This is a genomic window from Streptomyces sp. NRRL B-24484 (assembly GCF_000717715.1).
GTDB lineage: Bacteria > Actinomycetota > Actinomycetes > Streptomycetales > Streptomycetaceae > Kitasatospora.
Genome location: NZ_JOAI01000009.1, coordinates 1 through 14666 on the forward strand (window position 1 = coordinate 1; position 14666 = coordinate 14666).

The 14666-nt window shown below is 75.0% G+C and carries 14 protein-coding genes; 7 read left to right on the forward strand and 7 right to left on the reverse strand.

Features of this window, described 5'->3' with window-relative positions:
- The first annotated feature begins 211 nt into the window (after positions 1-211).
- The 5 genes from IE98_RS0110245 (at position 212) to IE98_RS44445 (ending at position 6346) form a co-directional block, all read left to right on the forward strand.
- Positions 212-946 (forward strand): RNA polymerase sigma factor, encoded by a 735-nt coding sequence (locus IE98_RS0110245; protein WP_234443495.1) that lies wholly within the window; start codon positions 212-214, stop codon positions 944-946.
- Complete coding sequence (locus IE98_RS0110250) at positions 943-1800, forward strand: hypothetical protein (protein ID WP_052390364.1); 858 nt, start codon at positions 943-945, stop codon at positions 1798-1800. Before IE98_RS0110245 ends, IE98_RS0110250 begins: the two co-directional genes overlap by 4 nt.
- A 282-nt stretch (positions 1801-2082) precedes the next feature.
- The gene (locus IE98_RS0110255; RefSeq protein ID WP_052390365.1) at positions 2083-2553 is read left to right on the forward strand and encodes a hypothetical protein; all 471 of its coding nucleotides are present in this window, start codon (positions 2083-2085) and stop codon (positions 2551-2553) included.
- 10 nt (positions 2554-2563) lie between these two features.
- Positions 2564-4732, forward strand: coding sequence for a bifunctional polysaccharide deacetylase/glycosyltransferase family 2 protein (locus tag IE98_RS0110260; protein WP_078660905.1), 2169 nt, complete (start codon positions 2564-2566; stop codon positions 4730-4732).
- Between the two features lie 63 nt (positions 4733-4795).
- Positions 4796-6346, forward strand: coding sequence for a protein kinase domain-containing protein (locus IE98_RS44445; protein WP_052390366.1), 1551 nt, complete (start codon positions 4796-4798; stop codon positions 6344-6346).
- A 9-nt stretch (positions 6347-6355) separates the two neighbouring features.
- Here IE98_RS44445 and IE98_RS0110270 read toward each other — a convergent pair whose 3' ends face one another.
- From IE98_RS0110270 to IE98_RS0110285, 4 genes are all read right to left on the reverse strand, one after another.
- Positions 6356-6889 (reverse strand): potassium channel family protein, encoded by a 534-nt coding sequence (locus IE98_RS0110270; RefSeq protein ID WP_052390367.1) that lies wholly within the window; start codon positions 6887-6889, stop codon positions 6356-6358.
- Entirely contained in the window at positions 6886-8160 is a 1275-nt protein-coding gene (locus IE98_RS0110275; protein ID WP_159400873.1) for a hypothetical protein, read from the reverse strand. Before IE98_RS0110275 ends, IE98_RS0110270 begins: the two co-directional genes overlap by 4 nt.
- 122 nt (positions 8161-8282) lie before the next feature.
- Positions 8283-8561, reverse strand: a complete 279-nt coding sequence (gene tatA, locus IE98_RS0110280) for a Sec-independent protein translocase subunit TatA (protein WP_030267677.1) — start codon at positions 8559-8561, stop codon at positions 8283-8285.
- Between the two features lie 122 nt (positions 8562-8683).
- Positions 8684-10258 (reverse strand): MFS transporter, encoded by a 1575-nt coding sequence (locus tag IE98_RS0110285; RefSeq protein WP_052390369.1) that lies wholly within the window; start codon positions 10256-10258, stop codon positions 8684-8686.
- Between the two features lie 109 nt (positions 10259-10367).
- On the opposite strand from IE98_RS0110285, the gene IE98_RS0110290 reads away from it, so the two are divergent.
- Positions 10368-10970 carry a TetR/AcrR family transcriptional regulator gene (locus IE98_RS0110290; protein ID WP_030267682.1) on the forward strand — a complete coding sequence of 201 codons (603 nt, stop codon included), beginning with the start codon at positions 10368-10370 and terminating at the stop codon, positions 10968-10970.
- A 6-nt stretch (positions 10971-10976) separates the two neighbouring features.
- On the opposite strand, the gene IE98_RS0110295 is transcribed toward IE98_RS0110290, so the two are convergent.
- Entirely contained in the window at positions 10977-11309 is a 333-nt protein-coding gene (locus IE98_RS0110295; RefSeq protein ID WP_030267686.1) for a cupin, read from the reverse strand.
- A 112-nt stretch (positions 11310-11421) separates the two neighbouring features.
- Here IE98_RS0110295 and IE98_RS0110300 point away from each other — a divergent pair, with 112 nt between their 5' ends.
- Complete coding sequence (locus IE98_RS0110300) at positions 11422-11694, forward strand: hypothetical protein (RefSeq protein ID WP_030267688.1); 273 nt, start codon at positions 11422-11424, stop codon at positions 11692-11694.
- A 48-nt stretch (positions 11695-11742) separates the two neighbouring features.
- Here the strand turns inward: IE98_RS0110300 and IE98_RS0110305 are convergent, their stop codons facing one another.
- On the reverse strand, positions 11743-13422 hold the full coding sequence (locus IE98_RS0110305; RefSeq protein WP_052390370.1) for a class I adenylate-forming enzyme family protein: 1680 nt from the start codon (positions 13420-13422) through the stop codon (positions 11743-11745).
- A gap of 13 nt (positions 13423-13435) precedes the next feature.
- Positions 13436-14593: an acyl-CoA dehydrogenase family protein gene (locus tag IE98_RS0110310; RefSeq protein ID WP_030267693.1), complete on the reverse strand. Its 1158-nt coding sequence runs from the start codon at positions 14591-14593 to the stop codon at positions 13436-13438.
- Positions 14594-14666 lie beyond the last annotated feature (73 nt).

A 14666-nucleotide genomic window follows, 5' to 3' on the forward strand; every position in this document is an offset into this window, starting at 1 on the left:
TTCGTCCGCAGCCGAAAGAGGTGACGGGGCCATCCGTTGGCCCGGGCCCCTCCCCCCCCCGCGGCCCGGCCCAACGTATGCCCCGGTCACCTCTGTCGGCTGCGGACGAATGACAGCTGCTGCCAGGACATTGGTCCCGTCGGCCGCGGACCTCGGGCCCGCACCGCGGACCTCGCCCTGTCGCCCCACGGCCGCACCGCGATGGCCCATGATGTGGCGGGTGCACAGTGCAGATCACCACGGGCCGGGCGTCGGCGACCCGGCGGGCCACACCACCAGCCCGGACCACCCGCCCGACCGGACGGCGGACCTCACCGCGGCCGTGGCGGCCGCCCGGAACGGCGACGAGCAGGCCTTCCGCCTGCTGTTCAGAGCCGTCCAGCCCGGGCTGCTGCGCTATCTGAGAGTGCTGGTCGGCGGCAGACCCGAGGACGCCGAGGACATCGCCTCCGAGACCTGGCTGCAGGTCGCCCGCGACCTCGCCGGCTTCCAGGGGGATTCCGACGGCTTCCGCGGCTGGGTGGCCACCATCGCCCGCAACCGCGCCATGGACCACCTGCGCCGCCAGCGCCGCCGCCCGGTCGCCGACCTGCCGATCGAGCACCTGTTCGACCTCGCGGCCGTCGAGGACACCGAGCACAGCGCCCTCGCGACCGTCACCACCGCCGACGCGCTCGCCCTGATATCCCGGCTGCCCCGGGACCAGGCCGAGGCCGTCCTGCTGCGCGTGCTGTTCCAGCTCGACGCGGAGAGCGCCGCCCGGGTGCTCGGCAAGCGCTCCGGCAGCGTCCGGATGGCAGCCCACCGCGGGCTGAAGCGGCTGGCCAAGCTGCTCGACCAGTCGGGCGGGCCGGCCGACGGACTGCCCCGGCAGCAGGCCGCCGAAAAAACTTCCGCGCGGGGTGTGACACCCGCGCGGACCGCGACGCTGAAGGACATGAGATGAGCAAGAACCGATCCCGCCGGATCGACCGGGACACCGCCGAGCAGCTGCTCGGCGGCGCCGCGGTCGGCTCGGAGGCCGGTCCGGCCTCCCTCACCGGTCATGCGGCCCTCGCCGGGCTGCTCGCCGCCGCGGCAGCCCCGTCCGCCGACGGCGCACTGCCCGGGGAGGAGGAGGCCGTGGCCGCCTTCCGGGAGGCTCGTCGCACACCTGCACCGCACCCCGGGAGAGCGACCATGGCGGACCACGCGCGAAGGAGGGCCTTCACGCTGAAGGCGCTCGTCGCGGCGTTCGCCGTGACCGCCGTCGGCGGCGTCGCCGTCGCCGCGGGCACCGGCAACCTGCCGCAGGCCCTCGGCGGCAGCCCGTCCAAGGAGCACGCCACCGTCGCCCCGGCGGCCTCCCCGACCGACCCGGCCTCCGCCTCCCGCGCCGGCCGCGGCACCCCGAGCGGGCACCCGACGCCGTCCGGCAGCGCCGGGCGCACCGACGCCGGCTCCGCCCCGGCCGGTTCGCCGGCCGGCTCCGCCTCGGCGGGTTCCGCGCTGCCCGACCTCGCGGCGCTCTGTCAGGCCTGGACGGACCGCTCGCGCAGCGGCACCAAGCAGCGCGACCTGCTGGCCGAGCCGCGGATGGCGCCCCTGGTCGCGGCGGCGGGCGGTACCGCCAAGGTCGACTCGTACTGCAAGTCGGGCAAGGGCAGGCCGGCCACGGCGAGCCCGTCCGCGACCACCGGGACGGGGCACGGCGACGGCCAGCCGAGTGCCCCGCCGACCAAGGCGGAGCGGACCCCGACCCGCACCGCCGCCCAGGACCTCACCGACACCGCCGCCAAGGCCGGTGCCGCGGTGAGGTGACACCACAGACTCCGGACGGCCGACGGGAACACCCCCCCGGACCCGGCGGCCGTCCGGTGACCGCACCACCCCGAAGACTCCGGGGGGTCGGTGGGTTCCCCCGTGCCCACCGCCTCCCCGGGAACCGCTCCGGACGGGCGCAGGCACTCCCCCGGGTCCTTGCGCCCGTCCGGATCCGCCCCGACGGGCGCCCCGGAACCCCGGGCGGGCGGTGGATTCCCCCGTGTCCACCGCCCGCCCGGCCCCCGCCGCAGGGCCGCCGCGGCGACGACTGGAGCACCCGTGACCGAGGACACGCTGCGGATCCCCCGCGTGACGGCGCCACCGCCGGACGCCCCGGTGTTCGTGGACGGCAGCGGGCGCCGTCGGCGGCTGGTCCGCCGGACCGGCTGGCTGCTCGCCGTCCCCGCCGTCGGCTACCTCGGCCTGCTGGTCTCCAGCCTGGTCGGCGGCCCCGCCCTGGACGCCCCCTTCCTGCCCGCGCTGCCCGCGCCCGCCGCCACCCCGGCGGCCGCCGTGCCGGCCGAGTCCTCCCCGCCGGCTGCCGCGGTCTCCGACCGGGCGTCCGGTCCCGCCGGTGCGGCCGGACCCACCGGCACCCGCAGCATCGCCACCACCCGGCCGACGGCGCCCGCCACCCGAGCCGCAGCATCGGCCACCCCGCCACCGACCGCCACCGCGACCGTCGTGCCGAGCCCCACCCACGGCCGTCCGACCGTGCAGCCCGGCCGCAAGCCCACCAAGACCCCGTGAGCGCCGCCCCGTGACCACCGCCACCCGCCCCCGCAGGAGCCGCGGCCGCCGGGCCGCCGTCCGGCAGACACCGCTGCGCACCCACTGGCTGCTGCTGACCGTGCTCGTCCTCACCCTGGCGGCCGCGCTGCTGATCCAGGGCTACACCCGGCACATGTACGGGAACACCGCGGACGGTGCCGCCCGCGCCGACGGGAGCAGTGCGGCCGTCCCGGAACAGGTCCGCACCGGCGGGCCGGTGATCGCGGCGCCCGCGGACGGCACCGCCCGCACCGCCCGCCCCGCCACCGGGACGATCGCCCTCACCTTCGACGACGGCCCGGACCCGCAGTGGACCCCGCAGATCCTCGACGTGCTCCGCCGCCACGGCGTGCACGCCACCTTCTTCACCGTCGGCACCCAGGTCGCCGACCACCCCGACCTCGCCCGCCGGATCGTCGCCGAGGGCCACCAGATCGGCGTGCACACCTTCACCCATGCCGACCTATCGGCCGTCGCACCCTGGCGGCGCACGCTGGAACTCCGCGAGTCCCAGCTCGCCCTGGCGGGCGTCACCGGCGTGACCAGCACGCTCTTCCGGCCGCCCTACTCCGCCGGGAACGACGCGCTCACCGACGCCGGCTGGGACGCCGTCCGACAGGCCGGCCGGGACGGCTACCTCACCGTCCTCACCAGCCAGGACACCGAGGACTGGCGCCGCCCGGGCACCGAGGCGATCGTGGCCGCCGCCACCCCGAAGGGTCGCGACGGACAGGTGCTGCTGATGCACGACGCCGGCGGCGACCGCAGCCAGACCGTGGCCGCGCTGGACGTCCTGCTGCCCCGGATGCAGGCGGCCGGCTGGAAGTTCGACACCGTTTCCGCCGCCGTCGGCGCGACGGACCCGGTGCACCCCGCGACCGCCGCCGAGCACTGGCAGGGCCTCGCCCTCGTCACCGTCCTCGGCGCCAGTTCGTGGGTGCTCGACCTGCTGGACTGGTTCCTGTGGGCGGCCGGTGCGATCGGCGTGCTGCGTGCGATCGCCCTGCTGGTCGCGGCCCGCCGGCACAAGCGGCTGCGGGCCCGCGGCTGGGGCCCGCCGGTCACCGAGCCGGTCTCGGTGATCGTCCCCGCCTACAACGAGAGCGCCGGCATCGAGGCCGCCGTCCGCTCCCTGCTCGCCTCCGACCACCCGGTCGAGGTGATCGTCGTGGACGACGGCTCCACCGACGGCACCGCCGACCTCGTCGAATCCCTGAACCTCCCCTACGTCCGGGTCTTCCGGCAGCCCAACTCCGGCAAGCCCGCCGCGCTCAACCTCGGCCTGCGCTACGCCCGTGCGGAGCTCGTGGTGATGGTCGACGGCGACACCGTCTTCGAGCCGGACGCCGTCCGGATGCTCGTCCAGCCCTTCGCCGACCGCCGGGTCGGCGCCGTCTCCGGCAACGCCAAGGTGGTCAACCGCGGGGGGTTGCTCGGCCGCTGGCAGCACATCGAGTACGTGGTCGGCTTCAACCTGGACCGCCGGCTCTTCGACCTCGCCGAGTGCATGCCCACCGTGCCCGGCGCGGTCGGCGCCTTCCGCCGCTCCGCCCTGCTGCGGATCGGCGGCGTCGCCGAGGAGACCCTCGCCGAGGACACCGACCTCACCATGGCGCTCTGCCGGGCCGGCTGGCGGGTCGTCTACGAAGAGCGGGCCAAGGCCTGGACGGAGGCCCCCGCCTCGCTCGGCGCCCTGTGGCGGCAGCGCTACCGCTGGTGCTACGGCACCCTGCAGGCCATGTGGAAGCACCGCGGCGCACTCCGCCAGCGCGGCCAGGCCGGCAAGCTCGGCCGCCGCGGCCTGCTCTACCTGCTGATGTTCCAGGTCCTGCTGCCGCTGCTCGCGCCGGTCGTCGACGTCTTCACCCTCTACGGGCTGGTCTTCCTCGACCCCGTCCGGATCACCGGGCTCTGGTTCGCCTTCATGCTCATGCAGGTCGCCACGGGCGCCTACGCCTTCCGGCTGGACGGCGAGAAGCTCGGACCGCTCTGGACACTGCCGCTGCAGCAGGTCGTCTACCGGCAGCTGATGTACCTCGTGGTGATCCAGTCGGTCTGCACCGCACTGGCCGGTTCCCGGCTGCGCTGGCAGCGGATGCAGCGCTACGGCAGCCTCTCCGTCCCGCCGCCCGCCGCCGGATCCGTGCCGGGCCGCTAGGGTGCACAGGTGCACGAGGCGGGCGCCGAGGCCCGGACCACGGAAGCGAGAGGAGCCGGACGGGTGATCGGACGCGCGCTGAACGGCCGCTACGAGCTGACCGAGATACTCGGCGTCGGCGGCATGGCCACCGTGTACCGGGGCACGGACCACCAGCTCGGCCGCCAGGTCGCGGTCAAGGTGCTGAACGGCGGCCTGGCCGACGACCCCCGCTTCGCCGAGCGCTTCGGCCGCGAGGCACAGCTCGCCGCCATGCTGGTCCACCCGCGGATCGTCATGGTCTTCGACTCCGGCGTCGACCAGGGCTCCCCGTACATCGTCATGGAGCTGGTGCAGGGCCGGACGCTCGGCCGGCTGCTCGCCGAGCAGCGCACCCTGCCGGTGGAGCGCGCGGTCGGCATCGCCGCGGCGGTCTGCGAGGCGCTGGAGGTGGCGCACGCCGCCGGACTGGTGCACCGGGACGTCAAGCCCGGCAACATCATGATCTCCGACGACGGCGGCGTGAAGGTGGTGGACTTCGGCATCGCCCGGGCCAACTCCTCCGCCGGCCAGCAGCTCACCCAGAGCGCCTCCGTCCTCGGCACCGCCTCCTACCTCTCGCCGGAGCAGGCCACCGCTGCGCCGCTGGACGGCCGCTCCGACCTCTACGCGGTCGGCTGCGTGCTCGCCGAGATGCTCACCGGCGCCCCGCCGTTCACCGCCGACACCCCCGTCGCGATCGCCTTCAAACACGTCTCCGAGCAGCCCGCGCCGGTCTCGCTGCGCCGCCCGGAGATCCCGCCCGCCCTGGACGTCGCGATCATGCGACTGCTGGCCAAGAACCCCGAGGACCGCCCGGCGAGCGCCGGCGCCGCCCGGGCCGAGCTGCTGGCCGCCGTCCCGGTCGCCGCCGCCCAGGACCGCACCAGCGAGCTGCTCGGCGCCGCCACCCAGGTCATCCCGCCGGTGGCCGCCCCGCCGGGCGGCTTCCCGACGCCCCCGCCCTTCCCCGCCGCGGGTCAGCAGCCGTATGTGGAGCAGCAGCGCACCTCGCTGCTGCCGCAGATGGACATGCCGCCGTCCGCCGCCCCCGCCTGGGCGGACGACCAGGACGGGACGGACGAGCCCGAGCGCCGCAACCCCTGGCTGCTGGCCGGCGCCGGCGCGGCCGTGCTGGTGGGTGTCGCCGCGGTCGCGGCGTTCGTGTTCAGCGGCGGTCCGGACGGCGAGGGCACCGCGGCGGCCGCGACCCCCGGGCCGTCGGTCTCCGCCTCCGCCCCCGCGGTCCCCTCGCAGACGCCCACCCCGACGGCCTCGGCCTCGCCCTCCCGCTCGGCCTCGCCCTCCGCCGGCCGGCTGACCGCCGCGGCGGCGCTGGCCGACCTGCGCTCCGACGTCGCCGACACCGAGCTGGCCAAGGAGAAGGACCGCAAGGAGTCGCTGCTGCGCACCCTCGACGCGGCCTCGGAGGCGATCGGCGGGCAGGACTTCTCGGCTGCGGAGGACAAGCTGAAGTCGGCCCAGCGGACGGTCCGCGACCTCGGCAAGCGGCACGCGCTGCCGCCCGCGGTCTTCGCCTCCTGGCAGACCCGGCTCGCCGCGATCACCGCAGCGGTGCACGCCAAGGCGGACTGAGCGGCCCGCTCAGTCCGGGTCGGACGCCCCCTCCGGCGTGCGGCCGATCCGGCGCCCCACCAGGTTGCGGGTCCGCCGGCTGACCGAGGTCGCGCCGGCGGTCAGGAAGATCAGCGTGTAGAGGATCTGCAGCATCACGATGCCCCGGGCCTCCTGGCTGACCGGGGTGATGTCGCCGTAGCCGACCGTGGCCATGGTGATCACGGTGAAGTACAGGGCGTCCAGCCGGGTCGTCATGATGCCGTTGAACGTCCCCGGGGTCCGGGCCAGTGAGAGGTACGCCGTCGCGAAGACGATCAGGGCCGCGGCGATCAGCACCATGATGACGAAGGCGGGGTGGCCCGGCCGCTCGGTGAGTTCGGACCAGATCTCGTGCATCAGCGCGGCGGCCAGGGCGACCAGCGCCACGGCGAACACCGTCCAACTGACCGCCGGGTGTTCCGGGCCGAACACCCCGATCGGCACCAGGAACCAGGCGGTCAGCATCAGCGCCGGCCCGCCGAGCATGGTCACCAGGCCCCACAGATTCGGACGCCGCCTCATGGCCGGACCTCCTCCGTCCTTCCTGCCGCACCGGTGCCCGGTTCGTCGAGCAGTTCGACCGCCGCGAGGACGGCCAGCAGCGCCAATCCGAGCCAGACCGCCACCTCGGCGGTCGGACGGTCCCAGAGCAGCAGCACGAGCACGGCCGCGCCGACCGCCGCCCAGCAGAGCCAAGCCTTGAACCGGTGCACGAAGCGCCCCACCGGCCCGGGCCGCAGCCCCATCCGCTCCGCGGCCGTCCGGACCCCGCCCAGCCCGGCCTCCCACAGCCCGCGCACCGCGCCCGCCGAGCGGCCCCGGCCGGACAGCCAGGCGCCCAGCGCGGCCAGCACGCCGAGCACGACCACCAGCCGGACGGCGTCCCGCAGATAGCGGACGAGGGTGTCGTAGACCGCGGAGGCGGCGTCCTGGTCGACGCCCGCGGGCAGCCGGTCCAGGTAGACCGCCCGGAAGGCGGTCAGCCCGAGGCCGAGCAGTGCGGCCGCGGCGGCCGTCCCGAGGGCCGCGGCCACCGCCGCCCGGTGCCGCCGCACCGCGAGCAGCACCCCGCCCACCGCGCAGGCCGCCGCCAGCACCGCCACCCAGTACCCGGCCAGCGACAGCAGCCGCAGCAGCGTCCGGACGTGCGCCACCTGGTCGGACCTGACCAGCACGTACGAGGTGTGGATCTCCGGGATGCGCGAGGCCGCCGGCACGCCGTCGGCGACCAGCGCCTGCTTGGTGCGGTCGATCACCGGGGCGAGGTCGAGGGTGACGGTGTTCCCGCGGACCTCGACGGCGCCGCCGCCCTCGCCGGTGAGCGCCCGGTCGACGGCGGCGTGCGCGTCACGGTTGAGCCCGTCCCAGATCGCGGGGAAGGCGTCGCTGCGCACCAGCCGCTGCACCCCGTCGTGGACGAGCCCGGTGACGCCGCCCTCCAGTGCCGAGCCGAGCCGCTGCAGCAGCGCGCCCAGCAGCGGCGAGCCGCCGGGGACGAGGTCGGAGACCAGCGAGTCGACCGGCAACCGCTCGACGACGGCGGCGGTCACCCGGTTCGTCACGGTGGCCTGCACCGCCGGGTCGTGGGCGAGCGGCGCCATCGTCGCGACGTACCGGTCCGGGTCGCTGATCTCGGACTTCGCCCAGGCCGCGACGACCGCCGGGGGAGTGAGCAGCACCGCCAGCACGATCAGCACGGCGGCCGCTGCTGAGCGCAGTGGTCGCCGTGCCGGTGACGGTGCCGGAGCGGGCCCGTCGGGCCCGTCGGGCCCGTCCGGCGTGCTGCTGGCCATCGGTGCCTCCACTCGGGAACGCGTCCGTCCCAGCAGACACCGGCTCAGGCGGTCGGGCCAGTCGGCGAGAACGCCGGAGCCGCCGGTACGTCGGGTGACGTACCGGCGGCTCCGGGGCGGTCTCAGGCGTTGGTCGCCGACTTGTTGGTCTCGGCCGACGTGGTGATGCTGCTCGGGTTGACCGCCTGGCGCGGCTGCTCGGCCGCGGTGGAGGAGGCGGTGGCGTTCTGGCCCTCGGCCGGGGCGTCGTCCTCGCGGAGCGCCTTGGTCTCGGCCTTGAGGATGCGCATGGACTTGCCGAGTCCACGGGCCATCTCGGGGAGCTTCTTCGAGCCGAACAGCAGGACGAGCACTGCCACCATCACGAGGATGTGCCAGGGCTCGAGACCGTTACGGAACATCCCTGACCACCGGTCCTTCCGAGGAGTTCTCGTCGCTTCTTGGACGCCGGACGGTTCTGCCCGACTCCGGCCAGTATGCCTGGCCGAGTCGTCGGGCGTATACACCGGTCCGGAAACCACGGTCAAAATGCAGGTGTTTCCTGGGTTGTGGTCTGGACCATTTCGGGCGCAGGCCGGCTGGTCGGACCGGCCGGCAGGTGCTTCATGAGGCGGTGGGCGACCAGGGCGGCACCGATCAGGAAGACCGCACCGGCCACCGCGGCGACGTGCATGCCGTCGGCGAAGGCGTTCCGGGCCACCGCCAGCAGGTCGGCGCCGGCGCGGCCGCCGAGCCCGGCCGCGGTGGTGACCGCCCCGCCGAGGGTGTCCTGCGCCGCCCGGGCTGCGTCCCCGGCCACCCCGGCGGGCAGCCCGTCCTCCAGCCGGGACCGGTAGACCGCGGCGCCGGCCGTGCCGAGCACCGCGATGCCCAGCGAGCCGCCCAGCTCGGACGCCGTCTCGGAGGCGGCGGAGGCGGCGCCGGCCTGCTCGGGCGGTGCGGCCGAGACGACCATCTCGGTGGTGAGGGTCATGGTGCCGACCGAGCCGGCCGCGATCACCCCGGCGGCGGTCAGCGGCAGCCACAGCGGCGTGTCGGGCCGGACGAGGACCATCAGCGCGTAGCCGACCGCACCGGTCAGGAAGCCCGCGGTCATCAGCACGGCCGGCCGGACCCGGCCCGCCAGCGCGCCCACCGAACCGGCGGCCGCGGCGACGCCGACCGAGGGCAGCAGCGCCCAGAGCGCGGCGGTGAGCGGACTCATCCCCCTCACCAGCTGCAGGTACTGCGAGGTGTAGAGGGTGAAGCCCATCATCGCGAACATCGCGACGGTGTTGACCGTGATCGCCCCGGTGAAGGTGCGGATCCGGAACAGCGCGGGGTCGATCAGCGGGTGCTCGGCGGTCCGCAGTCGGCGGACGAGTGCGGCGGCGGCCAGCGCCCCGGCGACCAGGGCGGCGACCGGCGGCGCGGCCCAGCCGTCCACGGCGAGGGTCTTGACGCCGTACACCACGGGCAGCACGGCGGCGATCGACAGTGCCGCGCCGGGGAGGTCGAAGCGGCCCTGCCGCGGTGCGCGGTACTCGGGCATCAGTACCGGCGCCGCGACGAGCACCAGCAGCATCACCGGGACGGCGGCCAGGAAGGCCGAGCCCCACCAGAAGCGGTCCAGCAGCAGCCCGCCGGCCACCGGGCCGAGGGTGGCGCCGCCCATCAGCGCGGCCGTCCAGACGCCGAGCGCGGCCTGGCGCTGCTTGGGGTCGTGGAACATGTTGCGGATCAGCGCCAGCGTGGACGGCATGACGGTCGCCCCGGCCACCCCGAGCATCGCCCGGGCGGCGATCAGCCCGCCGGCCCCGTCCGCCCGGGCCGCCAGCAGCGAGGCCGCCGCGAACCCGGCGGCGCCCAGCATCAGCAGCCGCCGCCGGCCGATCCGGTCGCCCAGGGCGCCCATCGGGATCAGCAGTCCGGCCAGCAGGAAGGAGTAGATGTCCATGATCCACAGCTGCTGCGTGCCGCTCGGCCGCAGGTCGGTGGAGATGAACGGGACGGCGAAGAAGAGCACGCCCATGTCCATGGTCAGGACGAGTGTCGGCAGCAGGAGGACGGCGAGTCCGGTCCATTCGCGTCGGCCGGCGCGGCCGTGGGTGGCGGTCATGGCAGTGACTGTACGAGCGTGTGACACGCCTGTCTAGTACAAGCGTCTAAATCAATCGTCTCGATCGATCGTCCAAGACGTTCGTGCAGTTCGGCGGTAGCATCGGGGCATGGGAAATCGCGAGGACCTGCTGGCCGGCGCCAAGCGCTGCCTCCTGGAGAAGGGCTACGGGCGCACCACGGCCCGGGACATCGCCTCGGCCGCGGGCGTCAGCCTGGCCGCCATCGGCTACCACTACGGCTCCAAGGACGCCCTGCTGACCCGGGCGATGATGGAGGCGATGGGGGAGTGGGGAGACGAGCTCGGCCGGGTGCTGGCCGCGCTCGGCGAGGAGGCGGACCCTCAGGAGCGCTTCGTCACCGCCTGGGACAAGGTCCTGGAGAGCTTCACCGAGCACCGCGGGCTGTGGGCGGTGCAGATTGAGATCCTCGCGCAGATGGAGCACTCGCCCGAGCTGCGCGAGGTGCTCGGCAGTGCCCAGAAGGAGGCCCGGCTCGGGCTCTCCGCGATGTTCCAGGGACTGCCCGAGGTGCCGGACACCCCGGCGGAACTGGCCCGCGGCGCCTTCTACCAGGCGCTGCTCGCCGGCCTCGCCACCCAGTGGCTGGTCTCGCCCGAACTCGCCCCCGACGGGCGGGAGTTCCTGGAGGGCCTGCGGCTGGTCGGTGCCGTCGTGCTGCCGGCCGCCGGCACCCGCGCGGCGGCCGGCTGACCGGCGTCAGTTGGTGACGGCGGTCAGCAGCACGACCGAGTCCTCGTGCGCGAGCAGGCCGTGCCGCTCCTGCGGGATGCCGTGCAGCTCGCCCGCCGTCACCTCCTGTTGCCGCCCGGCGATGGTCAGCGACACCCGGCCGCGCAGCACCAGCAGGCTGGCGGCGACCGGGGCGTTGTGCTCGTCCAGCGAGCTGCCCGCGGTCAGCGCGATCACGGTCTGCCGCAGCACGCCGTCGTGCAGCACCAGATGGGCACTGCGCCCGTGCGGGTGAGCAGCGGCGAGTGCGGCGTGCTCGTCGGCGAGCGCGTCGATGTCGACGCGGACGGGTTCGGTCATCGCGGCCTCCTTGCGGCTCGTCGCCCCGATCCATCAGACACCTGTCAGGCATCCGGCCGCACCCGCACCCGCTCGGCGTGCGGCCCGCCCGGCGCGGCCCGATCGTGGATGCATGGCGACCAACCAGAAGTTCAGCAACGGATTCCGCGTCAACCGCACCATGCTCGGCACCGGCGTGGTCCTCGCCGGCATCGGCACCGTGCTCTCACTGGCCGGCACGGCGATCGCATGCGCGACCCTCGCCTCGGCGGGCCGCGACTACGTCAACCGGATGGAGACCCCGCCCAGCGAGCAGGCGCGCCGGGCGATGCAGCAGGCCAGGGCGGCCTCGCTGGCCGGGCTGGAGGCCTGGCGGACCGAGGGCCGGACGGCCTCGGCCAACTGAGTCCCCGCCGCCGGCCCCAGCCGTGCTGCGCGGACCGGGAGCTCGCCGTCAGGGCCGGGGCGACGCCGCCCCGGCCTCCTGGCGCAGTGCCTGCTTGAGGATCTTGCCGGTCGGGTTGCGCGGCAGCGGCCCCTCGCGGAACACCACGTGGGCGGGCACCTTGAATGCGGCCAGCCGGGACGCCACGTGCGCCCGGACCTCGGCCGCGTCCGGCTGCGCACCGGCGCGCGCGACCACCACGGCCGCCACCTCCTCGCCGAGCAGCGGGTGCGGGACACCGACCACCGCGGCGTCCGCGATGCCCGGATGGCCCAGCAGGACACCTTCGACCTCACCGCAGTAGACGTTCTCGCCGCCGCGGATCACCACGTCCTTCAGCCGGTCCACCACGTACACCTCGCCGTCCGCCACCCGGGCGAGGTCGCCGGTGCGGAACCAGCCGTCGGCGGTGAACGCGGCGGCGGTGGCGTCCGGGTCGCCGCGGTAGCCGCCGAACACCGGCTGGCCGCGGAGCAGCAGCTCACCGATCCGGCCGTCGGGCAGCGGCGCGCCGTCCGCGTCCGCGATCCGTACCTCCACCGCCGGGCACGGCCGGCCGATCGACTCCGGCCGGGCCAGGTAGCGGGCGCCCACCTGGGCCGTCACCCCGCCGCAGGTCTCGGTGAGGCCGTAGCCGTTGCGGGCCTCCACCCGGCTGCCGAACTGCCGGGCGATCCGGCCCGCGAGGCCCGGCGGGGCGGGCGCGCCGCCCGTGCTGATCAGGGCCAGGCCGGTCAGCGGGTCGCCGGCCGCCTCCGCCGCGTCCAGCAGGCCGAGCGCGGTGGTCGGCACCCCGGCGAAGATCGTGGCGCGGTGGCGGGAGATCAGCTCCCGGGCGGTGTCCGGGTCCCAGCGGTGCATCAGCACCGCGGTCCCGCCCGCGGCCATCGCCAGGAACACCGAGGTGAAGGCCGCGACGTGGAAGAACGGGAAGGTCATCAGCACCGTGGGCGGCGCCGCGGCCTGCGGGGAGTCGCCCCGGCAGAGCGCCGCACCGGCCGCGAAGAAGCGCGGAGTGTGCGCGCCGGCGCACCAGTTGGCGTGGCTGGCGGCCACACCCTTGGGGCGGCCCGTGGTGCCGGAGGTGTAGATCAGCGTGGCCGGGTCGTCCGGGCCGACGGACGGCTCCGGGGCGGCCGCGCCGGACAGCGGCAGGTCCTCGAAGCGGTCGTGCGGGCCGTCGGCGCCGACGGTCAGCAGCGGCACCCCGTGGGCGGCCGCCCAGCCGGCCGTCCGCGCGGCGCGTTCGGCGTCGGCGACGATCAGACCGGGCGCGCAGTCGTCCAGGGCCCGGGCCAGCTCCTGCGGCCCCCACCAGGCGTTCAGCGGGACGGCGACCAGGCCCGCGGCCTGGGCGGCCCAGAACGCGACCTGCCACTCGGGCAGGTTGCGCATCGCGATCGCCACCCGGTCGCCGGGGCACAGCCCGCGGACCGTCCGCCAGTGGTGGGCGAGGGCCGAGGCCGCCGCGTGGTGCTCGGCGAAGCTCCAGGTGCGGTCGCCCGCCACCAGGAACGGGCGGCCGCCGTGGGCGGCGGTGGCGTCGAACAGCTCCCGCAGGGTGCGGGGGCCGCGGACGTACCGCGGCCCCCGCGGGCCGGGTTCCGCCTCGAACGGCGCGCCGGGCGCGGTCAGCACCGCGCGGGCGCGGACGACGGCGGCGAGCGAGTCCTCCGGTGCGGCGGTCATCGGCCCTCCGGCCTCACAGGCCGAGCGACTTGGCGATGATGGTCTTCATGACCTCGCTGGTGCCGCCGTAGATCCGGAACACCCGGTTGTCGGTGTAGAGGCGGGCGATCGGGTACTCCAGGATGTAGCCGTAGCCGCCGTGCAGCTGCAGGCAGCGGTCGATCACGTCGGAGGCCGACTCGGTGCAGAACAGCTTGGCGGCCGCCGCGTCCGCGACCGTCAGCTCGCCGTTCTGGTAGAGCTCCAGCGCGCGGTCGACCATCGACTGCTGGGCCACCACCTGGGCCTCGCAGTCGGCCAGGGTGAACTTGGTGTTCTGGAACTCGGCGACGGCCTGGCCGAAGACCTTGCGGTCCTTCACGTACTGCACCGCGAAGCGCACCGCGGCGGCCGCCGCGGCGTACGCGCCGACCGCGATCGCCAGGCGCTCCTGCACCAGGTTGTGGGTGAGGTAGGCGAAGGCCCTGCCCTCCTCGCCCAGCAGGTCCTCGACCGGCACCTTGACGTCGGAGAAGGAGAGCTCGGCGGTGTCGGAGGTGCGCAGGCCGATCTTTTGCAGCTTGCGGCCGACCGCGTAGCCCTCGGACTTGGTGTCCACGCAGAGGATCGACAGGCCCGCCCGGCGGTTCGCCGGGTCGTAGGGAGCGGTGCGGGCCACCACCAGGACGAGGTCCGCCAGCACGCCGCCGGTGATGAAGGTCTTGGCGCCGTTGAGGACGTAGTGGGTGCCGTCCTCGGAGAGCTTCGCCGTGGTCGCGATGCCCGCCAGGTCGGAGCCCGCGCCCGGCTCGGTCATCGCGATCGCCGTCATGATGTCGCCGGAGACGAAGCCGGGCAGCCAGCGCTGCTTCTGCTCCTCGTTCGCGTACTCCAGCAGGTAGGGCAGCACCAGGCCGGTGTGCACGCCCGAGGAACCGAAGCTCACGCCCGCCCGGGCGACCTCCTCGGTGACGACCGCCTGGTACTTGAAGCCGCTCTCGCCGGCGCCGCCGTACTCCTCCGGCACCTCGATGCCGTACACGCCGAGGGCGCCGAGCTTGCGGTAGAAGTCGCGCGGCGGGTGGCCGGCCGCCTCCCAGCTCTCGTAGACCGGGACGACCTCCTTGGCGATGAAGTCCCGGATGGTCGCCCGGAACGCCTCGTGGTCCTCGTTGAACACCGTCCGGCGCACGGCGGCGCTCCCTTCGTTCGGCGGCTGATCGCCAGACAAGTTAATCGCCGGTAGCTCGGGCTGTAAAGCATTT

Bases quoted from the DNA above. Each gene is read 5' to 3' on its own strand.
- IE98_RS0110245 (WP_234443495.1), top strand. From the start codon at position 212: ATGTGGCGGGTGCACAGTGCAGATCACCACGGGCCGGGCGTCGGCGAC.
- IE98_RS0110250 (WP_052390364.1), top strand. From the start codon at position 943: ATGAGCAAGAACCGATCCCGCCGGATCGACCGGGACACCGCCGAGCAG.
- IE98_RS0110270 (WP_052390367.1), bottom strand. From the start codon at position 6,889: ATGAGGCGGCGTCCGAATCTGTGGGGCCTGGTGACCATGCTCGGCGGG.
- IE98_RS0110275 (WP_159400873.1), bottom strand. From the start codon at position 8,160: ATGGCCAGCAGCACGCCGGACGGGCCCGACGGGCCCGACGGGCCCGCT.
- tatA (WP_030267677.1), bottom strand. From the start codon at position 8,561: ATGTTCCGTAACGGTCTCGAGCCCTGGCACATCCTCGTGATGGTGGCA.
- IE98_RS0110285 (WP_052390369.1), bottom strand. From the start codon at position 10,258: ATGACCGCCACCCACGGCCGCGCCGGCCGACGCGAATGGACCGGACTC.
- IE98_RS0110290 (WP_030267682.1), top strand. From the start codon at position 10,368: ATGGGAAATCGCGAGGACCTGCTGGCCGGCGCCAAGCGCTGCCTCCTG.
- IE98_RS0110295 (WP_030267686.1), bottom strand. From the start codon at position 11,309: ATGACCGAACCCGTCCGCGTCGACATCGACGCGCTCGCCGACGAGCAC.
- IE98_RS0110300 (WP_030267688.1), top strand. From the start codon at position 11,422: ATGGCGACCAACCAGAAGTTCAGCAACGGATTCCGCGTCAACCGCACC.
- IE98_RS0110305 (WP_052390370.1), bottom strand. From the start codon at position 13,422: ATGACCGCCGCACCGGAGGACTCGCTCGCCGCCGTCGTCCGCGCCCGC.